Source organism: Streptomyces sp. NBC_01446 (assembly GCF_026340095.1).
Classification (GTDB): Bacteria; Actinomycetota; Actinomycetes; order Streptomycetales; family Streptomycetaceae; genus Streptomyces; species Streptomyces aureus.
This window is the reverse complement of sequence record NZ_JAPEPO010000001.1, coordinates 1,077,640-1,100,616: the sequence shown is the minus strand read 5'-3', so window position 1 is coordinate 1,100,616 and position 22,977 is coordinate 1,077,640. Positions and strand designations below refer to the sequence as shown.

Here is a 22,977-nt window from a genome sequence, read left to right as displayed (position 1 = left end):
AGGTCAGACGAGCACCGGGACGTGGCGCAGCTTGGTAGCGCACTTGACTGGGGGTCAAGGGGTCGCAGGTTCAAATCCTGTCGTCCCGACAGTTCGAACGATCGAACGTCGCAGATGAGGGGCCGTTTTCGAACGGCCCCTTTTCTGATTCCGGGCCCGCTCCCTGGGAGCGATGGGAGGGAGCGCGCTCCCTCCCAGTCCCCTTAACGGATTGCTCACGCTCGGGCCGCTGCGCACATATTCGATTCCTTGCCCACGCGTTCACATTCGTGCCCGTTTTGTGACCGCTGGCTTCCCGTCGTTCGGGGGGTCTTTTGGGTATGGGCTTGCGCTCTTCGTGCAGGTCACGCTCGCTCCCGGTGGGAGCGTAGCTGGGAGCAGCGTTCCCATAACCGGGGCCGATGGTATGGGGCCATGCGAAATCTTGGCCCCATGTCCGAATTCTGGGACCCCATATGCCGGATTCTTCTCTGGGGCGTTGTGCGCGGCATTGAGAAGTTGAACGCGGTAGGGAGTGCTGGGCAGGTGGGCTGCGCCGCAGATGGGAGACGGGTGGCCCCGGCGGCGCTAGCTAGGCCTGGCCTAGGCCCCCTTTACGCATAGAGGTAGATCGTAGGACTCCTGGGACACAGCGCCAATGGCTCCGACATCATCGGGGCATGCAGCAACTCGAGGCGCAGGAAGTGTCCCTGCACAAGGTTTTCAGCAGCGACTACGACTTCAGGATCCCGGACTACCAGCGGCCGTACGCCTGGGACATCGAGCAGGCAGTCCAACTACTCACCGACTTGGAGGAGTCGTTGGACAGGGGGACGGACGAGCCGTACTTCCTCGGCTCCATCGTCCTCGTCAAGGCCAAGGGCAACGCGCCCGCCGAGGTCATCGACGGTCAGCAGCGCCTCACCACCCTGACTATTCTGCTCGCCCTTCTTCGCGACCTGACGGAGGACCCCGACCTGCGCAGCGATCTTGACAAACTGGTCACTGAGCCAGGCAACAAGGTCCGCCGGCTCGATCCCAAGCCGAGGCTCACCCTGCGAATCCGCGACGCCGGCTTCTTCCAGCAGTACGTCCAGACAAAAGGCGCCACTGAGGCACTGCGGATCCTGAAGGAGGAGACGCTGCCGACGGACGCGCGAAAGGCCGTTCTGCGCAACGCGAAGGCGCTGCACGCGATACTCGCCGACTGGTCGGAGGAGCGACGGCTGGACCTCGTACAGATGCTTGGCGAGCGCACCTTCCTGGTCGTCGTCAGCACCCCCGATCTGGACAGCGCGCACCGCATCTTCAGCGTGATGAACTCCCGGGGCATGGACCTCTCGCCCACGGACATCTTCAAGTCGCACATCATCGGTGCTCTGGACGAGAAGGCCTCGGAGGAGTGCGCCCGCAAGTGGGAAGACGCGGAGGAGGCACTGGGGCGAGACGACTTCGCCGACCTCTTCCTTCACCTGCGCATGGTGTTTGCCATGAAGCGGGCAGAGCGGGAACTGCTCAAAGAGTTTCCCGAGCAGGTGCTCAGCCGCTACCTGCCCGGCAAGGCAGAGTCGTTCGTCAATGACGTCGTCGTGCCGTATGCGGACGCCTACGTGCAGATCCGCGACGCCAGCTACCCGGCGGCCTCTGGAGCGGAGCAGGTCAATGCCTGGTTCAAACGCCTCCAGCAGGTCGACAACAACGACTGGCGTCCCGCGGCCCTGTGGGCACTGCGTAACCACGGTGACGACCCGGCCTGGCTCGACAGATTCTTCGACGCACTGGAACGGCTGTCGGCCAGCATGTTCATCCGCCGCGTCTACACCACTCCCCGCGTCACGCGTTACGCGGACCTCCTGCGCGAACTCAACGCCGGCAAGGGCCTGGACGCAACGTCCTTCGCCCTGACGGACACGGAGAAGGCCGAGACTCTCGCGCGCCTGGACGGCGACATCTACCTGGTCACCAAGACCCGCAAGTACGTCCTGCTGCGCCTGGACGAGATGCTGGCCGGAAAGCCCGGAGTCTCGTACGACCACACCCTGATCACCGTCGAGCACGTGCTACCGCAGAACCCGAAGCAGGGGTCGCAGTGGCTGCGGCACTTCACCGACGAGCAGCGCACGGAGTGGACGCACCGACTGGGCAACCTCGCCCTGCTCAACCGGACGAAAAACGCCTACGCCCAGAACTACGACTTCACAGAGAAGAAGGCCAAGTACTTCACCGGCAGGCACGGCGTCTCCACATTCGCCCTGACCAGCCAGGTGTTGCAGCACCAGGAGTGGGCGCCGGAACTGCTGCAGAAGCGGCAGCGGCGGCTCGTGGGGCTGCTGGCCGACGAGTGGGATCTGTAAGGAGCCAGGGACGGAAGCCCGCAGGGCTCATGCGCCTGCAGGCTGCCGCTCACCCGGCAAGCCCGGCTCGAAAGTTGTGGTCCCCGATGCGGCGCAGGTCCGAATTCGTCGCGAGCAGCACGGTTTCGGCCGATGCCGCTTCTGGAGGACACGGGTCAGGAAGCCGATCCGTCGAGGCCGAGGCGGATCACGGAGAGTGCCTCGGCTATCTCGACGGTCATCTCGTCGTCGGGGCCGAACACCATGCACATGTCCTGGTGTAGGGGTTCGAGGACCTGCCGGGCTTCGACGGCCCGGCCCTGGGCGAGCAGCAGCATCCCGATGTTGTGCCGTAGCTCCACCGCTTCTTCGCTCACGTCGCTGTCGACGGCCCGTACGACGTTCAGCACGCCCTGGAGCGCGGCGAGCGCGTCGGTGACCTGGCCGAGTTCGGCGCGGCACCGGGCCGCCTGGGCGCGGCAGGCGCGGGCCTGCTCACCGGTGGGTCCGGAGATGCGGGCGTACGCGTCGGCGAGGGCGGCGAACTCGGGCAGGGCGGCCCGGTAGTCGCCGCCGAGGAGGCGGATCGCTGCTCGCTGGCGGCGCAGCGCCAGGACCTGCTTGCTCTCCGAGCCGAGGGCGAGGGCCGCGGGTTCGATGACCTCGCCGAGCACCTCGGCGGCCTGCGCGAACCGCTCCTCCTCCAGGAGGGCGTCGGAGTGGGCGTACGCCTCCTTGATGTCCTCGCGCAGCTGGGCGGGGACGGGCACGGGCTGGGCCCCCGAGAGGACGGCTGTCGGCGTCGAACCACCGGGTGTGGGGCCCTGGGCGCGGGCGCGGGGCGCGAAAGGGTGACGGAACACGCCCGTCGGGTCAGGTGCGCCGGCCGGCCCGGCATCGGCCGTGCCAGGCTCCTGGCCTGGTGGCAGGAGGAACGGCAGCAGCCGCGCGTACACCTCTTGCGTGTCGGCGGGCCGCGCCTCGGGCGCCTTGCGCAGCAGGTGCAGGACCAGCTCCTCCAGCGCCTCGGGGACGTCGGGCCGCAGCTGTCGCAGCGGGGTGGGGGCGGCGTTGACGTGCTGGTACATCAGCAGGTACTCGCTCTCCGCCTCGAACGCGAGGCGCCCGCTGAGGAGTTCGTGCAGCACACAGCCCAGCGCGTACAGGTCGGTCTGCGGGGTGATGCGTCCGCCGCGGACCTGCTCGGGCGACATGTACTGGTGGGTGCCGATGGGGCTGCCGGTGGCGGTCAGCTTGGTGACGTCGGTGCGCAGGATCGCCGCGATGCCGAAGTCGAGAACCTTCACGGTGCCGTCGCGTGCGACGAGGATGTTGCTCGGCTTGAGGTCCCGGTGGATCACCGGCACGTCGTGCGCGTACGACAACACGGTCGCGACCTGCGCGGCGACGGCGGCCGCCCAGCTGACCGGCAGCGGTCGGCTGGGGTCGAGGTAGGCGGACAGCGGTACGCCGTCGACGAGCTCCATCACCAGGAACAGCCGCTCGTACGACGCGTCGAGCACCGCGTCGTACACTTGCGGCACGCCCGGATGCTGGATGCGCGCGGTGATGCGGGCCTCGCGACGGAAGCGCTTGGCGAACTCCTCGGCCAGCTGCGGGGAGGTGACCGACGCCTGCCGGATGAGCTTCACGGCGACGGGCCGGTCGAGTACGGCGTCGTAGCCGCGCCACACGTCGCCCATGCCGCCGTGGCTGAGCTCCTCCAGGAGTTCGTAACGGTCGGAGATCGCCTCCTGCGGCACCTTGCCCCCGGTGTGCGTGATGAACAGTCATGGTCAGGGGTCAAGTGTGACCGCTGCGTCGATCTGCCGTCCAGCGGTCTTGGTGAGACAGGGCTTGGGTGCGGTGGTGGACGACGGCCGGGAGTGTGCGACGACCGGCCGGCTTGGCGCCAGCAGGACGTATTCCGCCCAGACCGTCTTGCCGGGGCCGCCCTCGCGCGGGTGCCAGTCCCAGCGGTCGGCGAGGTGCTCCACCAGGAGCAGGCCGCGGCCGGTGTCGCGGAGGTCCGTGGGCGTCGCTACGACTGGTACGCCTTCGGTGCGGGTGTCGGTGACCTCGATCCGTACGGTCGCGGCGTCGCAGGCCAGCGAGAGGTGGAAGTCGCGGCCGGGGACCCGGCCGTGCCGGACGGCGTTGACGGCGAGCTCGGCGACGATGAGCGTCAGCGCGTGGTGCGTGTCGCAGTCGTAGGGGATGCCCCATGCGTCGAGCCGCTGCCCGGCAAGACGCCGGGCGAGCCGCGCGCCGCGCGGTGTCGTGCTGAAGCGCATCGCGAAGTGGCCTGTGGGGCTGGTGGGTTGGGGGACGCGGTCGGAGACAGCGGTCTCACTGTTCATGCCTCCCAACGCTCCCGGCGGTGGCGTAGCGTGACCAGCGGTGACGCGCCGTCGCATGCCGGTTGTACGCGACGGGGCGGGAGGTGTACGAGGCGCGCCGCGTGACCGGCTCGGGGCGGGCGCGTTGGGCCGGGGAACCGGGCCGGGGAGGCGGTGAAGCCGATGGAGTCGGTGGAGTCGGTGGAGCAGGGCGAGGGCGAGCGGGAAGATGCCGGACCGCGGCCGGAGGACGAGCCGGGATCGGGCGTGGTGATGGTGTTCGGGCGGCAGTTGAAGCTGCTGCGGGTGCGAGCGGGCCTGGAACGGCCGGAGTTCGGGAAGCTCACGGGGTACGCAGGCCAGTCGATCGCCTCCTTCGAGCAAGGCCGGCGGATTCCCTCGCCGAGGTTCATCGACCGCGCGGACGAGGTGCTGGACGCCGGGGGCGTCCTCAAGGCGCTGAAGGAGGAGGTGGGACGGGCACAGTATCCGGCGTTCTTTCGGGACGCGGCGCGGTTGGAGGCGCGGGCGACGGCTCTGAATGTGTATGCCGTGTATGCCGTGCCCGGGCTATTGCAGACGGAGGATTACGCACGGGCTGTCTTCCAGATGCAGCGCCCGCTGCTGGAGGACGAGGTAATCGAGCAGCGCTTGGAAGCTCGTATGGTGCGGCAGAGCATCTTCACCCGTCGCCCGGCCCCTCTGATGAGTTTCGTCATCGAGGAAGCGGTGTTGCGTAGGCAGCTCGGCGGCCCGAAAACCATGCGCGGGACCCTGGAACAGATCTTGCTCACGGGGCAATCAAGGAATGTTGAAGTACAGGTGATGCCGATCGGACGCGAGGACCACGCCGCGCTCGGAGGCCCCTTCACCTTGATCGACACTGACAAGGGGCATCGCATCGCGTATGCGGAGGTCCAGGACGACAGTCGTCTCTACACCGATACCGCATACGTACGTACGCTCGAAGCACGCTATGGCATCCTCCGATCGCAGGCGTTGACCCCGAGCGAGTCGTCGGCGCTCATCGAGCAACTGATGGGAGAGGCATGAACGTGCAGCGCAGCAGAGCGGCTGTGCCGGAAGCCGCTTGGTTCAAGAGCAGTTACAGCACGGGCAACGGTGGCGAGTGCGTCGAGGTCGCCGAGGCTCCCGGAACCGTACACATCCGAGACTCGAAGGTCCGATCCGGACCGGTTCTGACGGTCACCCCCCAGGCGTGGGCCGGGCTCGTCGGGCTGGCCGCCGACCAGGGCATCTGAGCCGTACATTCGCAAGCCCCGTGGTGGCCCAGTCGCAGAGGCGGCTGGGCCACACCACCGCCCGCGACGCGAACGCGGGCTGTGCGAGCGCGCTTACGCCTACGCGGGCAGCGCGGGGAACACGACCACCGAGCCGTCCTTGTTGCGGGCAATCTCAATCGCCACTTCTGTCGTGCGGCTGTTGACCGTGACGCCGTCGCCCAGCTTGTGAATCCGGTATGCCGCGCGCATCAGGCGTTCGACTTCACCGGTCGTGAAGACGGGGCGCAAACCGTTCGGGCGTGCCAGCTCCAGTGCCGACAGGCGTACCAGGACACTGGCGATGCCCGACTCCAGTTCGTTGAGGCGCCGCTGATCGCGCTTGAGTACGCGGGTGAAGTTCTCGAACGGATTGCCGGGGTCGCTCTGGGCGTGCTCGACGGCCTGGAGGACGACGACCCGCCGCATCAGCGCGACAGCCAGGGAGGCGAGTTCGAGGTGGGTACGGAACATGCCTCCGTGGTCGTCGACGCCGGGGAACGACTTGGTCAGCGTGCCGAGTTCGACGGCCTCGCCCTCGGCCAGTCCGTCGAGCGCGCTCTGCCATCGGGCGAGGCGGAGGTCGGCTTTGCCCAGCGCCGTGTCGATGGTGTGCACCGCCGAGTCGAGTCCCAGCGAGACACCGAGCTTGCCCTCGTCGAGCAGGATGGCCGTGGCCTTGTCGATGGCGGCACGGCTGCCGTTGAGTGCGCTGTGCTCGTCGTCGAGCTTGTCCTGCTGAAGTTGCTCCAGCAGTTCCGTGATGTGTTCGATGGCCTGCTGGCGCTTGTGGTCGGCGTGCGCGCTCACCCCCACCGCCACGGCCATGAGCACGAGCGGAGCGGCTACGGTGAGCGCCGTGCCGCCGGCGGCCGCGGCACCGGCTGTCGCACCGGCCCCGCCGACGGTGCCCGCCGCTGCAGCTCCTCCGACCGGCACGAACCTCGCCTTGGAGGCGATCCTGCCCGTCGTCGAGTTCACGAGCTCACCGAAGATGCCACCGGCCGCTCCCTTCGGGACCATCGGGCAAACGATGCCCTGCGCGAACTGGGCGGCGACCTTCGCCGGGACCACCATGCGGTACAGGCTCTCGCCGGAGGCGGTCGCTCTGGCCGCTGTAAGGGAACTTCGCGCCGATTGCGTGATGAACTGCGACAAGTGTTGCGCCAGGGGACTCGCGGCGTCCAGCGGGATGCCACGGCCGCGGTCGATCTTGTCGGGCAGCGGATGTACCTCAAGTGTGACGATCGGCTCGTCGGCCAGAACGGCCAACACTCCTCGCAGTTCGGCCAGGCGCTCAGCCGTCATCGACTCGCCCGCGGTCAACCCTGGCACCCGGACGTCACCGGTTGCCAGCGTCCACACCGGAACGCTTGCCTTGCGGTCGTCACTCATTGTCTCCCCTTGTCTTCCAAGCCTCTGGCTGACGTCCGACAAAAACGGCATGAACCTCGTGTACCTACGGCCGTCGGGCCGCATGCGAATCGAGGCCAAAGGGTGCCCGGCCGGCATGTCCAGCCGGGGCGTGCGGATCAGACGTCGTCGTCCAGGCCCTCCTCGCGGCGGATCATCCGCCAGGCGGCCTTGCGGGCGCTGCGGTCCAGGCTGGACTTGAAGCCCTTGTCGGGGCCGAAGTACTGGCGGCCCATGCCCGCGATGGTGTCGATGTGGTCGGCCATCTTGTCCGCGAAGACGTTGTCGAAGACGAGCCCGAAGTTGTCCTCGTCGTTGACGACGGCCGCCGCCCGCACCTTCGGGTCGGCCTTGGCCTCCTCGAACGGGCGGATGACGTCCTGCTCGGTGAACTCGGTGCCGAAGCGTTCGTTGAACTTGTCGATCAACTGGGAGAGCAGCGACTTCTCCGCTTCCTTCGCGCCGCCCGAGCCGTCGCCGAAGCCCTGCATCGTCGTCGGCCCCTCGGCAGTCAGCGAGACGTCGTACTCGCCGGTCTTCTCCACCCGCATGTGGCTGAGGTCGATCTCGCCTATGTCCACGCCGCCGTCCGCGCGGCGCGGCAGCCGGTTGAGGAGGTAGCGGCCGTAGAGGTGCAGCCGCTCCAGCTCGGCGTCCCGGTAGGGGACGATCTGCGCGAGGAAGCCGTACTTCCTGACGTAGTCGTTGAGGTCGGCGCGGAAGCCCTCCGCCGACTCCTGGTCGTCCTCGTCCTCGCTTTCGAGCAGGGGCGTGAAGCGGGCGACGGCGGGGGAGAGCAGCCGGTACAGCTCAGCGTGCAGCTTCTCCCACTTGGACTGTGAGCCTGCCGCCTTCTCCTTGGCGGCGAAGTACGCGGCGGCGAACTCGTCCATCTCCTGCCCGGACAGAATCGCTGCCTGCATGACCCGGCTCTGCGCGGTGTAGAGCAGGTTGGGGTCGGAGGGGAGGGTCATCGCCTCCTCGAAGTACGGGCGGAAGGAGTCCTGTATGTCGTTGGCGTCGTTGACGAAGTCCAGTACCGCCAGGTCGGCCTGGGTCTTGCGCTCGGCGGTCCGGTTCAGCCGCGACAGGGTCTGCACGGCGGAGATGCCGGTCAGCGACTTGTTGACGTACATCGTCGTCAGCAGCGGCTGGTCGAACCCGGTCTGGTACTTCTCCGCCACGACCAGGATCCTGTACTCGTGCTGGCCGGCGCCGCCGGCTCGGGCGGCCTTGTCGTCGGCACGTGTGTACGCGAACGCCTTCGGGAGCGCGCTCTCCGACAATCCGCCGTTCTCCTTCGGCTCGGTGGTCTCCTCGCCGTCGACGGTGAGCGAGCCGGAGAAGGCGACCAGGACACCCAGGTCGGGGTACTTGGTGTCGTAGTCCCGGTCCTTGATGTAGCTCTTGATCGCACGCGCCATCTGCACGGCGGACTGCCGCGAGGCGGTCACCACCATCGACTTGGCCCGCCCGCCGAGGCGGCCCCGGCTGTGCGCCACGAAGTGCTCCACGATCACCTGGGCGTGCTGGGCGACGGTCGAGTCGTGGGTCAGCGCGTACCGGGCGAGCAGGCCGTTCGCCTTCGACGGGTCGACTTCCCGCTCGTCGGGGTTCTGGTTCACCAGTTTCCAGTACGTGTTGTACGTGACGTAGTTGCGCAGCGGGTCGAGGATGAACCCCTCTTCGATGGCCTGCCGCATGGAGTACGTGTGGAAGGGCCGGTACGTCGCCTTGCCGTCGATGTCCTGGAGTGTGCCGAAGAGTTCGAGGGTCTTGGCCTTGGGCGTGGCGGTGAACGCGAAGTAGGAGAGGTTCGCGGCACGGGAACGCTGTTCGGCCCTCTTCTTGAGCTGCTCGTCGAGGCTGCCGGCCGGGGCCTTGACCGCGGTCGCGCCCTCGTCGTCCGAGTCGGAGTCCAGGCCGAGGTCGCGCAGGGCGGACCGTACGGCGGTGGCGGCGTCACCGGACTGCGAGGAGTGCGCCTCGTCCACGATGATCGCGAAACGGCTGCCCCGGATCTCCGTGGGGTTGCGCTGGAGGTAGTCGAGCAGCGCCGGGAAGGAGTGCAGGGTGACCGTGACGATCTTCCCGGTGTCACGGGAGAGGGCCTTGGCGAGCTGCTCGCCCTTCGCCCCGTGCTTCTCGTCGATCTTCACCACGAGACCTGCGGTCTGCTCGAAGTTACCCACCGTTTCCCGCAGTTGAGCGTCCAGGTTGCGGCGGTCGGTGATGACGATGACCTTGTCGAAGACCGGCACGCCCGGCTTGAGGCCCTTGGCCACGGCCTCGGCGTCGAGTGCGCGGGGGTCGGTGGGGGTGTGCAGGTCACTGAGGCGGTGCGCGAGCCAGCCGATGGTGTTCGACTTACCCGAGCCGGCCGAGGCCATGACCAGGTAGTCGTGTCCCGCGCCGTTCGTTGCGGCGTGCGCGGTGAGCTTCTTGACCGCGTCCCACTGCTGGAACCGGGGGAAGACCATCGTCTTGGTGCTGCCGCCGCCGGGCGTCTTGCTCTTGTGCAGGTGCACGAACCGCTGGAGCAGGTCCAGCCAGTTGTCCGGCTGCCAGACCTGCTCCCAGAGGTAGGAGGTCGCGTACGTGCCGAAGACGGTCGGGGCCGGGTTCCCGGCGCCGCCCGGCTGACCGGGACCATTGGAGCCGGTGTTGAAAGGGAGGAAGCGGGTGTTCATGCCCTTGAGCTGGGTGGCGACGAAGACCAGGTCCGGGTCCACGGCGAAGTTCGCGACGACCCGGCGCGTGAAGATCAGCTCGGTGGGGTCACGGTCGGTACGGTACTGCTCCTTGGCCTGCTCCACCCCCTGCTTGGTCAGCGGGTTCTTCAACTCGGCCGTGGCAACCGGGATTCCGTTGAGGAAGAGGGCGAGGTCGAGCCGGTTGCCCCAGTCGGCCTGCTTCGTCGCGTACTCGAGTTCCCGGACGACGGTGAGACGGTTGGCCCGGTATCCGTCGAGTACGGAGTCGTGGGCGACGAGGTTCGGCTTGAAGTACGCGACGCGTAGGAGGACGCCCCGGTCCTTGACGCCGTTGCGGAGGACATCGAGGAGGCCGTTGGTGGCGATGGCCTGGTCGAGTCGACTGGCGAACCCGCGCTGGGCCTCGTTCGGGTCGCCGCCGTAGACGGTGAGCAGTTCGCTCCACTCGTCGGGCTGAGTCGCACCGATGAAGGTGAACAACTCGTTGGTGTCCAGGCCGAGATCGGCCCGGTAATCCTGCGGGAGCGCCTCGCGCCAGCCGCGCTCGACCATGGCGGCGACGATGGCGTCGGCGAAGGCAGACTCGTGATGGATGGCCATGCTGTCATGTCCCCGTTCTCGGATTACCAGGCAACTGAAGTGCCCGAAGTGCCTCTTCACAAGCAGCCCACGGCTGCGGGGTTGCTGCGCCGGGAAGAACCTGCTCCGGCGCCCCACTTACCGGCTCTGTGCTATTCATCGTCGTTCGCGTCCTCGGCGGACTGGAGGCGCAGCGCCAACTCCCACAGAGTCTCGCCTGCCTCGATACGCCACCACTTGGTGCCCTGGTTGGCGACCGGCTGCTTCTTCCACTCAGCAAGCCGCCACATCTCGCTGATGAGTCCTGACGGCGCGTACTGCTTCTTGTCCGCCGCCCAGAGGATCGGGCGCTTGCGGTCGTTGGTCCAGGTTGCCTGTCGGCGGCGCGGATCTGCGGCCAGCCAGCTGATCAGTTCCTCGGCTTCGCGCTCGGTGCTGTGTGGCGTGTCGTAGACGAGCGGAGTTCCTTCGGCGATGGCCTGCGCGGTGACGAGGTACGGCACTGTGTTCGGGCGTCGCGGCTTACGAGGCCTGGGCACCTTCTTGTACGCGGATTGAAGCGCTGGCGGAGCGGCCTCTGTGCGGGCGTCCCTGAGTACGAGTCCGGCGAGCTCGGAAACCTGATCCGGGTCCGCAAGCGTCCGCCCGATCTGGGCGCTCTGCCCGCACTCCACGTCGATGTGGTGGATGAGCCAGGCCAATACTGCGTCAGCGGTCTCGGGGACCCGCTGCAGGACCTCGGCGTCCCAGTCGAATCCCGGCTCGTCGATCTCGTCCCTGCCGAGCAGTTGCATGGTGAGGTGAGCGATGACGTAGGCGCCATGCTGGGCCAGAGCCGCGGCGCGGCCTTCACGACGGGAACGCGACTCGTGCAGCGCCGCACGGACAGCTCGTACGGTGAGCACAGATCGCCAGACCTGGTGAGCAGTGGGACGCGTTCGGAACAGCACGTCGTACGTCCCACGAACTCCACGCTCCCACAGCAGTTCCAGCGACTTGGTCAGCCGAGAGGAGTACGAGGCGTCGGGGTGAAAACAGGCCAGTGCGGCAGCGGCCTCAGCGAGTGAGCACCCGGACTCCGGTGCCGGGTCCGGCGCTCCACGCTTGATCGTGTATTCCTTGTCCAGCTCCGCCGCGAGGTCGTCCCTGATGAGACTCTGGACGAGGTCGAGAGCGACAAAGTCGCGTGATTCCACCCGGTTCTGCAGATTCGTCGCCTCGGTAACGTCCTTCGCGAACGCCGCGACGCCCTGGGTGGCGATCACTCGCACGCTCACATAGGCGTTGCCGGCGGTACCAGGGTCCGTCTTCATCGCCTCGGCGATGGCGGTGACGGTCTGTGCGCCGTTGACAATGCTGGCGTTGACGGCCGTGAGGGCGACCCGGCCGCCCTGCGGGACAGCCTGGGACCGGTAGCGGGCCTCGATGGTGTCGCACAGCAGCGTGATGCCGTTGTTGAAGTACCAGAAACTCGCCGGTGACTCCAACAGCGTCTTGACGATTCCTGCGTTGGTGCGCGTGGCGCCGAGCGGGTTGCGGATGTTGAGGTGGAAGAGCTGACTGCTGTGATCCTGGTACCAGCTCGCGATGTCCTCCACCCGCACGATGCCCTGGAACGACTCATGCAGCCCGTCGTGCTTGTGCCACCGCTCCATCTCCACTTCGAGGTTCAACGGCGCCGGCGCCAAGTCCGCGCGAACCTGTAGGGCGAGATCCTCGGCATGGAGATAGCGCACGTCGAGGAACGGGCCGTTCTTGTTGTACTTGTGCCGCGCGTCCTCGAACATCTGCACCGCACCCGGCCCGGGCTTCTCGGTCCCCATGAGGGCGACTACCAGCGTGGCGGGAGCCATTTCCTCGAACATCATCCGGCTCGCCTCCTCGGCGAGCCGCTCCCCACGCGCGTTGAACCGATCGAACAGTTCCTGGTCTATGAGGTCGAGCCCGACGATCATTTCGCGCGCGGCACCACGATCCAACTTGGCCCTACCCGTGTCGCTCCACTTCGACTGGATCAGGTAGACGTGGGCGGGATTGGCCGTGATCGCGATGGCATCCAGCCCCTGATCCTTCGCGCCGTCGATCACACACGCTGCGGCGTTCTCAGCGGTGAAGCCGGTGACCGTGCGCACGGCCAGTGCACTCATGGCCCGAGACCTCACCCGGGGAGTGCGCTCCGCCAGGCCCAGTGACGCAATGTCACCGATGTCCAGACGCTGTTCGTAGTCGCGTTTCAGCGCGATGCGAACTTGGCGGGCGAAACGTTCTGCTTCCTTGGCGCTGGTCATCTTCCCCCCACTTTCTTTACTGGCTCGCGCATGTCTAGCGGCGGTTACCGCTGGCGGTGGAGACGTCGAATTGGCCGGTCACGGCGGCGGCGATGAGGGCCTGACGGCGTTCCGTCATCAGTTCGACCTGTCGGCGAATCTTGTCGGTGAGGTTATCGATGCGTGAGTTCTGACGGCGGATGGCATCGACGATCTCGGCCTGCTCATCCAGTGATGGCACAGGGATACGCAACATCTGCAGATCGGGCACGTAGATCGTCTTATGTGTGGAGCCCATCGCCAGTCGACCCAGCAGATCCGAACGCATAGCGCGGAGGCACCAAAGCAAGAAGTACGGGTTCAACCGCGGACCGCAGGTCCAGGTGATGAAGTCCTGGCTCGTAGCCATGTCCGAGCCCATAACTCCCGAGTAACCAGCGGAAGCTGTCCGACAGAGAAAGACAGTCCCCTTCGGATGTAGCTCGGCAGCAGAGTTGGCGAGTCCCAACTCGCTGATTTTCTCGCGTGTTTCGTGGAGGTCTTCGAGGCGATCGTCTCGTACCTGCTTCACCTCGCCCGTGGTGATCCAGGGGACGGTGCAGTCCACCCACCACTCTGGGTGAGACCGGCTTGGTGTATGGCCGCTGCCCATGCGGGCCATGAGTCCGACGCGTACTTCTTGCCACGACTCCGGGATCGACTCCAGCCAGGCAAGCGTGGACGCGCGGTGCTCGGTATGTTCGCCGCCTGATACGGCAGTTACCACTCCAGCCGTCCGACGCTCGGCCAGACGGTCCAGTACGCGCTGTTCTGCGTTTACAAGGTCATCGATGCGGGAGGTCTCGGCGTCGAGGAAGTCGGCGATGCGGCGCTGCTCACGCTCGGCGGGGAAGCAAACCCGCAGATCCCGAACCTGTGTTTCATTGACGAATGGAAGTGGCCCCGAGCCAGCCAATTCACTTAGATCGATAGTGGAGAGCATGTAGACCCAGAAGCGAGGATCGCCTACTCGAGGCACTACAGCCATCAAGTTATTGTCCATTGCTGACGGTCGCTGCAGTAGTCGCCGCGGGTTCTTGAGAAGAGCTGCGCCGACCTTAGGGAAGACCACTGAGCCCGCTGGAGCCAAGCGCGCACCAAGCGTACTGATGTCGCCACGGCTGACCCAATTTTGCGCCCCGACGACGCTGTAGCCGCTTCTGTGAATAGCAAGATCGGACACCTTTAGGAACGGGTGCTCCCCAGATTCCCGCCCTTGGTAGGGGTGAGGGAATCCCACCCCGCTGATGATCCGGGCAACGCGTCCTAGCTTGACCGTAGGGTAGGGAGACATTATTCCGTCACCTCACCCAACAGCGCGTGAATTTCAGCCTCCAGCGACTTCAACTCCGCGTCAATCTCCGCCAGCGGCCTCGGCGGCTTGTACACGTAGAAGTGCCGCGTGAACGGGATCTCGTAGCCGATCTTGGTCTTTGCGTGGTCGATCCACGCGTCCGGTACGTGCGGCAGCACTTCGCGCTTGAGGTAGTCCTCGACGTCCTCGCCGAGCGGCACGTTCTCGTAGTCGCGGTGGTCCGCATCCGGTTCCGGCGCGCCCTTGACCTTCTGGACCTCGCCCTCCGGGTCCCGGATGCCGATCGTCTCTCGCACCGTCTTCGCGAACGGCGCACCCGGCGGCCAGGTCAGGCCGGCCGCGACCACCGCGTCCTTGAGCGCGATGAACGCCTCGGACTTCGTCGTCCAGGACGAACCAAGCAGCGTACGCACAGCCGCGACGAACTCCTCACTCCGCTCCAGTTTCGCCACCGGCTTGGCCTCCGCCAGCGCCGCCAACGTCTCCTCCGTCACCTCGAAGCGCAGCTTCAGGGGGCGTTCTACGGTGATGCGCTGGTAGCCGAAGTCCTCGTTGGCCAAGACCTTGACCTTGCCGTGCAGCGGGTGCTCGGGGTCCTGCGCGACCTGGACGGCCTCCGCGTACAGCCGGGTGATGTCGCCGATGTGGTTGGGGCGGCCGTTCTTCCCGTCGCCGAGCTCCTTGCGCTTGTCGCCCAGCGACTTGCGCATCTTCAGCCACTGGTCGCGTGCGTCGAGCAGCACGACCTTGCCCTTGTGGTCGGCGTCCTTGCGGTTGGTGAGGATCCAGAAGTACGTGGAGATGCCGGTGTTGTAGAAGAGCTGGTCCGGGAGGGCGACGACCGCCTCCAGCCAGTCGTTCTCCAGGATCCAGCGGCGGATGTTGGACTCGCCGGACTCGGCCGCGCCCGTGAAGAGCGGGGAGCCGTTGAAGACGATGGCGATGCGGGAGCCGCCCCCGCCGTTCACGTCCACCGGCTTCATCTTCGAGATCATGTGCTGGAGGAAGAGCAGCGAACCGTCGTTGATGCGCGGCAGGCCCGCGCCGAAGCGGCCGGCGTCGCCGAGCGACCTGTGCTCGTACTCGACCTCCTCCTTGACCTTCTTCCACTCCACGCCGAACGGCGGGTTGGCGAGGATGTAGTCGAACTTCCGGCGGGCGTGGCCGTCGTCGCTGAAGGAGTTGCCGAAGGCGATGTTCTCCGGGTCCTGACCCTTGATCATGAGGTCGGACCGGCAGATCGCCCAGGACTCGGGGTTGAGCTCCTGCCCGTACACCTCGACCGTCGCGTGCTCGTTCTCGCCCTCGATATGGTCGTCCATCGCGCTGAGCATGCCGCCAGTGCCGCAGGCAGGGTCCAGGACCGTGCGGACGGCGCCCGGCATGGTGAGGACGTCAGCATCGGGGGCGACGAGGAGCTCGACCATCAGCTTGATGACCTCGCGCGGGGTGAAGTGCTCACCGGCCGTCTCGTTCGACTGCTCCGAGAAGCGTCGGATCAACTCCTCGAAGATGTAACCCATGTTGTGGTTGGGCACGGTCTTGGGGGTCAGGTCGAGGTCCGTGAACTTGCCGATGACTCGATAGAGCAGGTTCGCCTCGTCCAGCTTCTTCACCTGCTGCTGGAAGTCGTACTTGTCGAGGACCTCACGGGCGTTCTCGGAGAAGGCGCCGACGTAGATCTGAAGGTTCTTCGCCGCGTTCTGCGGGTCGCCCGCGATGTTCTTGAGCCTGAGCTCGCTCGTGTTGTAGAAGGCGTGGCCCGAGGCGCGGCGCAGGAAGTGGTCGGTGTCGATCTCCTGGCCGTCGAACTTGGCGACGGTCTCGACGACCCTCTCGCGCGTCGGTTCCAGGACGCACTCCAGGCGGCGCAGCACGGTGAGCGGCAGGATGACCTTGCCGTAGTCGGACTGCTTGTAGTCGCCGCGCAGGAGATCGGCGACGGACCAGGCGTGGTTCGCCAGCTCCGTGTGCTTGCTGCTGTTCAAGAGGTCCCGGCTTCCTTTCGAAGAGTGCCGTCCGGGCGTTGGACGGCAGGGGATCCAGTGTGGTCGTGTGTGGTGGGACGCGTTGGGCGTTTCAGGCGGAACGGCTGTCCGGGGTGTCCGGGGTGTCCGGTGGCAGGAGTACGCCGGCGGTGAGGCCGGTGGTCAGGGTGGCCGCGGTGTCGGCGGCGAGGTTGGCGGTTCGACGGACGGCCGCGCGCAACTCGTACACGCGGCGGAAGGCCTCCCCGTAGCGCCTCTGCTCCTCCAGGGGCAGCAGTGGTACGCGCAGGCGGCCCGGTGTGACGTGCACATGGGTGCTGCCGGTGGACGCGGAGGCGATGTTGTCCTCGGCGCCGAGGAACCCGGCGAGGAACCATGGGTCGAGGCGGGCCGGGTCGGGGCGCAGGAGGTGGATGTGTGGACCGAGCAGTGCTTCGGCGTCCTGGTCGTCCGCGACCCGGGTCATCGCGGCCGCGTCGCCGCCGCCCGCGACGGCGCGTACGAGGACGTCCCCGGCGGCGACGGGTTGCGCGGCGTCCGCGTGGATGTCAACGGCCGTGCTGGACGGGGAGTTTCCGGCGGAGATGTCGTGGGCGGTGAGGACCGGCCGGTCCACGGTGGGGGCGGCGGGGCCCTTGGAGCCTCGTGTGCCGGGCGCCGCCGCCCGCACCACGGTCAGTGCCCCGCCGCGGGCCAGGTCGGAGACGGTCGCCGTACGCCACTCGCGGGCTGACGCCCCGGACGGCTGCCACCCGCCGGACGCGGAGGCGGCCGCCAGGGCGGCGACCTGCTCGGCCAGTTGCCTGTGCAGGTCGTGGACGCGCCCGGCCAGGGCGGCTGGGTCGATGTCGGCTGCGGTCGCCCGCACATGGCGGGCCGGGGTGACGTCGACGACGTCGTCGAGGAGGTCGACGAGCGGCACCGCGCGGGCGACGCCGGGCTCGTCGGCGTAGGTGTCGGGGGCGGTGGTGAACGCGGCCCACTGGCCGAGGACCCGGTCGGTCAGTCCCGCCCAGTCGAAGGAGGAGACGGAGGTGGAAGAGGCAGGGGCAGAGGAGGCGGCGGAAGAGGAGGAGCCGGATCGGCGAGGGCGCGAGCCACCGCGGGCGCCGGCGCCGGCCGTGGCCGTATCGGTGGCGGACGGCGTGCCCGTGGCGCCGTCCCGCTGCTCGCCCTCCCCGTCGACGAACAGCACCGTCGTACGATCCGTGCCGCCCGGCTCGGGGCGTTGGAACACCCAGACCTGCAGGCCGATGTGGAGCGGATACGCGGCACGCGCCGGAAGTGAGACGACGGCGCGCAGGGCCCCGCTGCGGATGAGTTCCGCGCGGATGCGGCGGCCGGAGGAGCGGAAGGCGAGAGCGGGCGGCAGCAGCATGACCGCGTGGCCGCCGGGCTCCAGGTGCGCGAGGGCGTGCTGCACCCAGGCCAGTTCGGATTCGAAGCGCGGCGGGAGTCCGTACGCCCACCTCGGGTCGTAGGCCAGCTCGTCATGACCCCAATCGCGGTCGCCGAACGGCGGGTTGCACAGGACGGCGTCCACCGTGACGTCGGGGAAGGCGTCGGCGCGCAGGCTGTCGCCGACGCGGATCGCCGTCTCGGCCTCGGGCGCGGCTAGCAGCAGCCGGACCGCGGTGCGCTGGCCCTGGACGGGGAGCGAGTCCTGCCCGAACAGCTCCTGTGCGCCCTGCCGGGCGGCGGCGGTGAGGAGCGTGCCGCTGCCGCAGGCAGGGTCGAGGACGCGGGACGTGCCGGCGGGCAGGAGCCGTGCCATGAGCAGGGCCAGGCCCTCCGGGGTCTGGTAGACGCCACTGGCGGCGCCCTCGTCCAGTTCGCGTTCGGCGAGGACGTTGACGGCGGCCTGTGCCCCCACCTCACGGACGCAACCCAGCAGCGCGCGGACCGCGCCCGCATCGTTCGGTCCGTAGCGGACCGGCTCGGCCTCGGGCACAGCTGCGGGGAGCTGGGCTGCGGCCTTCTCCGCGCGGGCGATCAGCTGGTCGTCGGGCACGGTGGCGAGTTCGGACAGCTCCTCCGGCGTGCGGCGGGACGCGGCAGCCACCAGCGGGAACAGTCGCGCGGCCACACCCGAGCCGGGTCCCAGTAGCCGTAGCGCCGTACGCAGCTCCTCGGTCGGCGAGGCGGTGGAGGTGTGCCCGCGTCCCCGCAGCCATGCCTGGACGGCCGGCAGGTCGTAGAGCGGGCTGGTTTCCGTGCCTCCGCTGGGGGCCGGGAAGTCGTCGTGGCGGCGCCGCCAATTGCTGACAGTGGCGCGCGTGACCCCTGCGATGCGGGAGATCTCGGCGGCTGTCACGTGCGCTGAGGGCGCCAGTTGGGCTGGTGGCTGCTGGGGCATGGCGTGGGGTTCCGCACCTCTCGGGCCAGTCGGATAGTGGACGGTTAACACATTACAGCGGTCGTCAAGTCTGACAAGCTGTTTGACGATGCTTTCAGTGTCGTGCTTATCTAGTTCTGCTTCCGAGTGGAAGCGGCGGCCCGAGGCGCTCTGCTGAGTCCGCGCCGCGCATCCGATCTCGTCAGACCCCTGCCGATCCCAACGGGCGTCACGCGCCGCCTGTCCTCTCTCCCGCTGCCCCCCGAGGGCTACCTGCTCGGAAAGGAAGTCAGCCATGACCATCACTGTCGACTCCTCGCGCCTCTCCCTGGTGCGTGAGGAGTCCACTTACCTGGCGATCCGCACCAGCCAGGGCGGCCGGACCGTCTACACGACGCGCATTCCGCTCGCCGACCTCTCGGTCATCCTCACCATCCCGGACCCCGCCAAGCCGGACCCGGACAACCGCAAGGTGGACATCACCCACGCCAAGGGCTTCGGCCAGTACCTCGCCGACAACCCCAGGTGGGTGGCTCCGGCCCTCCTCATCCGCGACACCGGCGGCTGCCGCTTCGAGCCGATCAGCGAAGACGGCTCGGTCGGCTACCTCACCGTCCCGTGGTCCATCGGCGGCATCGGACGCCTGATCACGATCGACGGCCAGCACCGCATCCTCGGGGTCCACCTGGAGAAGAAGCGCATCACGGACGAGGTCTCCCGCATCGACCGGGAGATCCACCGCGCCAACGAGGCCAAGAAGACGAAGCTGGAGCAAGACCGCGAGGCGCTGATCGGCCGAATGCAGCGACTCAAGGACGAGTTCGTCGGCATTGACATCTACGTGGAGCCCGACGGCGTCAGCGGCCAGCAGATGTTCGTCGACGTCGCGGACAACGCCAAGGGGATCTCCGGTGCCGTCCGGGCCCGCTTCGACACCTCGCGCATCGCCAACCGCACGCTCAGCGACATCGTCGTCCACCCCCTCTTCCTGGGCAAGGTCGACATCGAGCGGGACCGGATGACCCTGATCAACCGCAACCTGATGGGCGCCAAGCACGTCGCCGACATCACGCGGGCCGTCATCGCCGGTCCCGGTGGCCGTGTCAGCAAGAAGGTCGAGTCGCTGACCGACAACGAGGTCATCGAGAGCGTCCGCGGCTTCTTGGATGTCATCTCCATTGCTTTCACCGCGCTCGCGGAGATCACTGAGGAGGACGTGGACAACTACGATCCCTCGCTCTCCGTCAAGAAGAAGAACGAGCCGCCGGCTCCCCCCACCAAGGCCATGAGGCTGCGCGAGTCCTCGCTTCTGGGCTCGGTGGGCATGCTCCGCGTCCTGGGCGGCGTCTACCGCAACCTGAAGGAGGACGGAGCCGAGGACGGTGACATCCAGGAGTTCTTCAAGCGGCTCGACCAGCACATGACCGCCCCCGTCACCGAGGACAGCATCTGGCGCACCACGGACGCGAACGAGGACTTCGAGCCGAAGGCCTCCGCCCCGATCATGCGTCAGCAGAACGTCGTGCACCTGACCAAGGTGATCACGGACTGGTACAAGAAGGCCCCGGCTGCCATCTGACCCACCAGCACCACCGGAGCCCCTCCGCAATCTGGCAGATTCCAGGGGTCATTGCAACGCAGTGATGGCGCCTGACCCACACGGCCAAGCTCGGCGGGCGTCACGCGCCGCGCGCCCTCTTTCCCGCTGTCCCGTCGCGAAGACAAGGAGGCAACAACTGTCATGGGTCGTCGTTCTCCCCTCGCCCACGCACCGCGCCCCGCCACGTCCGCTTGCCGCCAGGTGTGCGTGAACGAAAAGGTCAAGGCCGTCGCCGGGCCGATCGTGCTGGCCACGGACGCCTCGGTCGGCCCGGACCGGGTGGCCTCCGGCTACCTCGCCACCACCGGCCACACCGGTCTGCGCGCCCACCTCTACCCGAAGCACCTCGTACGACCCCGCTCCCGCGTGGTCGTCACCGAACTGCGCGCCGTGTACTGGGGTCTCAAGGCGGTCCTCCACGCGCACCCCGGCCGACCCATCGAGGTCCGCGTGGACAACCTGCAGGCGCTGCGGCACTTGCACAGCTGGCAGCAGGGCGGGACGGACATGCCCGAGGGCTACGACACCCACCTGCGCTCCCAGGGCCGCCGGCCCAGCCTGGTCAAGCTGCAGTTGTTTGCTGAGTACACCCCTCACTTGACCTTCGTCCATGAGAAGGCCCACGCCGGTCACCCTCTCAACGAGGCCGCCGACTCCCTGGCCAAGCTAGGCCTGCGCTGCGTGCGCGGCACCGTCCCGCGCACCGAACTCCCGCGCTTGGTCCCGCTGTGGGCTACAGGCGCCCTCGCCGCCTGGGCCGCCTGACGCACATTCCAGCTTCACAAGTCACACGCACCCGCAAGGTGCATCTACATCCCCTGGGGGGGACCATGAGCCAGCAGCAGTACCCGCAGCAGCCCCAGCCCGGTTGGGGCGGCCCGCAGCAGCAGGGCTACGGCACTCCGCCGTTCCAGCCGCAGCCGCCGAAGAAGTCGAAGGCAGGAAAGATCGTCGGCTTCGGCTGCCTCGGCGTCGTTGCCCTCTTCGTTCTGATCGGCATCGCCGCCGCGGCCGGCAGCGGAAACGGCGACTCCACCGACACCGGCGCCAAGGACAAGGCCGTCGCCGCCGGCCGCACGCCGGAGTCCGACAAGGCCGAGGCGACGCCCGCGCAGAAGACGAAGACGCAGGCGGAGCAGTTCAAGGCCTGCGTCGCCAAGTCCGGCACGGCCACGGAGAAGAAGGCCGTCCAGCACGTGACGAAGGTGACCGGCGCGGACAAGCGGAACGACATCCTGGACTCGGCTGAGGTCTACACCGACTTCAGTGGCGGGCTCATGAGCGACAACCAGGGGGACGCGAAGCTCATCGCCTCTGCGTTCACGTCCTGCTACGAGTCCAAGAACGGGCTCGTCAGCGTCTACGGCCAGGATGGCGACCTCATCGCCAACGCCAACTACTGATCTCTTCGACCAAGGCCCCGCCGACCCGTGACGGTGGGCCTTGGTTCGTTCAACCGTGCACGCCCCGTACCGACTTCACACACCCTGGGGGACACGATGCGCCGCATCACCAATACCGTGATACTCGCCGCTGCCGTGCTCGCTTCGCTTGCTGCCTGTGGCAGTACCAGCGACGACAAGACGCCTGCCAAGCCGAAGGCGTCGCCGAGTGTCAGCAAGGAAGTCAAGTTCCTCGACGCCGTGCACCTTGCGTCGTGGCGCAGCTGGGCCGAGCGACAGCCATCCGACGGTGACCTCATCGACTTTCCACAGGAGTGGTGCGACGCTCTGGGCGAGGGGCACAGCGTGCAGTGGATGTTCGACGAGGGCGGTCTGTACCCGTACGGACCGGACTGGGGCACGCAGAAGCAAGAGGCGAACGAACTGCTGTTGATGGGCGTGAAGGCGTACTGCCCGGAACTGCGGGCGCAGGTCGTGAGTGAGCTACGGGACAGCGGCGCATACTAACCAGCCCGCACCGAGGAGGCCGCCCCGCGCACAGCCGCGAGCGGGGCCCGTCGTGTCCGGGCGAATTGCAGCCCCCAAGATCCGCCACCGTCTGAAATCCGTACCTTCCCGCTCAGGGAGGTGACGGTGGCGCGGCGGCAGCTCATTCTTCAGCGGCAAGTGGACCGACACCAACGCCGGCTGACTGGCTGCCCGAGCGGGTCAGTACGCCTTCGAGTGCGGCGGCGAGGCGATGCTCCGCCGCCTCCGCGCCGCCCCGGCCACGACCTGCTGCGTGGTTTTCACCCTCCGATTCCTTACCTGAAGGACAACCGTGAACCGAGCCAACGTCATTGCCATTGCCGCCTGCGGGTTGACGCCCTGTCCGTCCCCGCGGCCACGGTGGACCACGTCAGTACCCACTCTGCGCTCGCCACCGCCCGCCGCCAGGCGGCTACTGCCGACCACCGCGCCCATCAGGCCGAGTCTCGCCCGCCCAAGGTCATCACCCATACGGTCACCAAGACTGTGGACAAGCCTGTCTTCGGCCGCTCAACACTTCTCGGCGCCTATGCCTCCGGCGCGATATCGGGGGCGTGTACGTCGACGACGGCAGCATGACCTACACCGCGAGCGACAGCACCTGCTCGCAGGAGTACGCCCAGATCTCCCAGGAGCCCAGCGGCGGCACCATCCACCGTGACGCCTTCATGAAAGCCTGCCTGACCAACGTCGACGACATCGCCAAGACCGACCCCCGCGCCCTGACCGGCGGCGCTCGCGCCGACCGGCAGGTCACGTGGGCGCATCGGGCGCGGCACCCCTCAACGAGGCCGCCGACCCTCTCGCGAGCTCGGCCCGCACTTCGCGCGTGACACCGTCCCGCCCACCGAACTCCCGCGCCTGG

General features: G+C 67.6%; 16 protein-coding genes and 1 tRNA gene. 9 read left to right on the top strand and 8 right to left on the bottom strand.

Annotated elements, in window-relative coordinates; translation table 11 throughout:
* Positions 1–15: 15 nt before the first annotated feature.
* Positions 16–89: transfer RNA gene (locus OG456_RS04960), tRNA-Pro, on the top strand.
* A 570-nt stretch (positions 90–659) separates the two neighbouring features.
* Positions 660–2,333 carry a DUF262 domain-containing protein gene (locus OG456_RS04955; protein WP_266557568.1) on the top strand — a complete coding sequence of 558 codons (1,674 nt, stop codon included), beginning with the start codon at positions 660–662 and terminating at the stop codon, positions 2,331–2,333.
* 155 nt (positions 2,334–2,488) lie between these two features.
* Here OG456_RS04955 and OG456_RS04950 read toward each other — a convergent pair whose 3' ends face one another.
* Positions 2,489–4,075: a serine/threonine-protein kinase gene (locus OG456_RS04950; RefSeq protein ID WP_266557566.1), complete on the bottom strand. Its 1,587-nt coding sequence runs from the start codon at positions 4,073–4,075 to the stop codon at positions 2,489–2,491.
* A gap of 33 nt (positions 4,076–4,108) precedes the next feature.
* On the bottom strand, positions 4,109–4,672 hold the full coding sequence (locus OG456_RS04945; protein WP_323136298.1) for an ATP-binding protein: 564 nt from the start codon (positions 4,670–4,672) through the stop codon (positions 4,109–4,111).
* Positions 4,673–4,834: 162 nt separating this feature from the next.
* Here OG456_RS04945 and OG456_RS04940 point away from each other — a divergent pair, with 162 nt between their 5' ends.
* On the top strand, positions 4,835–5,704 hold the full coding sequence (locus tag OG456_RS04940) for a helix-turn-helix transcriptional regulator (protein WP_266569036.1): 870 nt from the start codon (positions 4,835–4,837) through the stop codon (positions 5,702–5,704).
* Positions 5,701–5,913 carry a DUF397 domain-containing protein gene (locus OG456_RS04935; protein WP_266557564.1) on the top strand — a complete coding sequence of 71 codons (213 nt, stop codon included), beginning with the start codon at positions 5,701–5,703 and terminating at the stop codon, positions 5,911–5,913. Before OG456_RS04940 ends, OG456_RS04935 begins: the two co-directional genes overlap by 4 nt.
* A 99-nt stretch (positions 5,914–6,012) precedes the next feature.
* Here OG456_RS04935 and OG456_RS04930 read toward each other — a convergent pair whose 3' ends face one another.
* From OG456_RS04930 to OG456_RS04905, 6 genes are all read right to left on the bottom strand, one after another.
* Complete coding sequence (locus OG456_RS04930) at positions 6,013–7,326, bottom strand: hypothetical protein (RefSeq protein ID WP_266557562.1); 1,314 nt, start codon at positions 7,324–7,326, stop codon at positions 6,013–6,015.
* 137 nt (positions 7,327–7,463) lie between these two features.
* Complete coding sequence (locus OG456_RS04925; RefSeq protein ID WP_266557560.1) at positions 7,464–10,658, bottom strand: type I restriction endonuclease subunit R; 3,195 nt, start codon at positions 10,656–10,658, stop codon at positions 7,464–7,466.
* Positions 10,659–10,789: 131 nt separating this feature from the next.
* Positions 10,790–12,784 carry an AIPR family protein gene (locus OG456_RS04920; protein WP_266557558.1) on the bottom strand — a complete coding sequence of 665 codons (1,995 nt, stop codon included), beginning with the start codon at positions 12,782–12,784 and terminating at the stop codon, positions 10,790–10,792.
* 175 nt (positions 12,785–12,959) lie between these two features.
* Positions 12,960–13,931 carry a restriction endonuclease subunit S gene (locus OG456_RS04915; RefSeq protein WP_266557556.1) on the bottom strand — a complete coding sequence of 324 codons (972 nt, stop codon included), beginning with the start codon at positions 13,929–13,931 and terminating at the stop codon, positions 12,960–12,962.
* Between the two features lie 305 nt (positions 13,932–14,236).
* A complete protein-coding gene (locus OG456_RS04910; protein ID WP_266557554.1) occupies positions 14,237–16,246 on the bottom strand; it encodes a class I SAM-dependent DNA methyltransferase in 2,010 nt (669 codons plus the stop codon).
* A 91-nt stretch (positions 16,247–16,337) separates the two neighbouring features.
* Positions 16,338–18,560, bottom strand: a complete 2,223-nt coding sequence (locus tag OG456_RS04905; RefSeq protein ID WP_266557552.1) for an N-6 DNA methylase — start codon at positions 18,558–18,560, stop codon at positions 16,338–16,340.
* A gap of 316 nt (positions 18,561–18,876) precedes the next feature.
* Here OG456_RS04905 and OG456_RS04900 point away from each other — a divergent pair, with 316 nt between their 5' ends.
* The 5 genes from OG456_RS04900 (at position 18,877) to OG456_RS04880 (ending at position 22,945) form a co-directional block, all read left to right on the top strand.
* A complete protein-coding gene (locus tag OG456_RS04900; protein WP_266557550.1) occupies positions 18,877–20,160 on the top strand; it encodes a DNA sulfur modification protein DndB in 1,284 nt (427 codons plus the stop codon).
* A gap of 162 nt (positions 20,161–20,322) precedes the next feature.
* Positions 20,323–20,946 (top strand): ribonuclease HI, encoded by a 624-nt coding sequence (locus OG456_RS04895; RefSeq protein WP_266557548.1) that lies wholly within the window; start codon positions 20,323–20,325, stop codon positions 20,944–20,946.
* A 65-nt stretch (positions 20,947–21,011) separates the two neighbouring features.
* Positions 21,012–21,584: a hypothetical protein gene (locus OG456_RS04890; RefSeq protein ID WP_266557546.1), complete on the top strand. Its 573-nt coding sequence runs from the start codon at positions 21,012–21,014 to the stop codon at positions 21,582–21,584.
* A gap of 96 nt (positions 21,585–21,680) precedes the next feature.
* The gene (locus tag OG456_RS04885) at positions 21,681–22,091 is read left to right on the top strand and encodes a hypothetical protein (RefSeq protein WP_266557544.1); all 411 of its coding nucleotides are present in this window, start codon (positions 21,681–21,683) and stop codon (positions 22,089–22,091) included.
* A gap of 596 nt (positions 22,092–22,687) precedes the next feature.
* On the top strand, positions 22,688–22,945 hold the full coding sequence (locus OG456_RS04880) for a hypothetical protein (RefSeq protein ID WP_266557542.1): 258 nt from the start codon (positions 22,688–22,690) through the stop codon (positions 22,943–22,945).
* The last annotated feature ends 32 nt before the right edge of the window (positions 22,946–22,977 follow it).

What these genes read in the sequence shown, in the direction of transcription:
- OG456_RS04955 (WP_266557568.1), top strand. Translation starts at nt 660, where the DNA reads ATGCAGCAACTCGAGGCGCAGGAAGTGTCCCTGCACAAGGTTTTCAGC.
- OG456_RS04945 (WP_323136298.1), bottom strand. Translation starts at nt 4,672, where the DNA reads ATGAACAGTGAGACCGCTGTCTCCGACCGCGTCCCCCAACCCACCAGC.
- OG456_RS04940 (WP_266569036.1), top strand. Translation starts at nt 4,835, where the DNA reads ATGGAGTCGGTGGAGTCGGTGGAGCAGGGCGAGGGCGAGCGGGAAGAT.
- OG456_RS04935 (WP_266557564.1), top strand. Translation starts at nt 5,701, where the DNA reads ATGAACGTGCAGCGCAGCAGAGCGGCTGTGCCGGAAGCCGCTTGGTTC.
- OG456_RS04930 (WP_266557562.1), bottom strand. Translation starts at nt 7,326, where the DNA reads ATGAGTGACGACCGCAAGGCAAGCGTTCCGGTGTGGACGCTGGCAACC.
- OG456_RS04925 (WP_266557560.1), bottom strand. Translation starts at nt 10,658, where the DNA reads ATGGCCATCCATCACGAGTCTGCCTTCGCCGACGCCATCGTCGCCGCC.
- OG456_RS04920 (WP_266557558.1), bottom strand. Translation starts at nt 12,784, where the DNA reads ATGAGTGCACTGGCCGTGCGCACGGTCACCGGCTTCACCGCTGAGAAC.
- OG456_RS04915 (WP_266557556.1), bottom strand. Translation starts at nt 13,931, where the DNA reads ATGGCTGTAGTGCCTCGAGTAGGCGATCCTCGCTTCTGGGTCTACATG.
- OG456_RS04900 (WP_266557550.1), top strand. Translation starts at nt 18,877, where the DNA reads ATGACCATCACTGTCGACTCCTCGCGCCTCTCCCTGGTGCGTGAGGAG.
- OG456_RS04895 (WP_266557548.1), top strand. Translation starts at nt 20,323, where the DNA reads ATGGGTCGTCGTTCTCCCCTCGCCCACGCACCGCGCCCCGCCACGTCC.
- OG456_RS04890 (WP_266557546.1), top strand. Translation starts at nt 21,012, where the DNA reads ATGAGCCAGCAGCAGTACCCGCAGCAGCCCCAGCCCGGTTGGGGCGGC.
- OG456_RS04885 (WP_266557544.1), top strand. Translation starts at nt 21,681, where the DNA reads ATGCGCCGCATCACCAATACCGTGATACTCGCCGCTGCCGTGCTCGCT.
- OG456_RS04880 (WP_266557542.1), top strand. Translation starts at nt 22,688, where the DNA reads ATGACCTACACCGCGAGCGACAGCACCTGCTCGCAGGAGTACGCCCAG.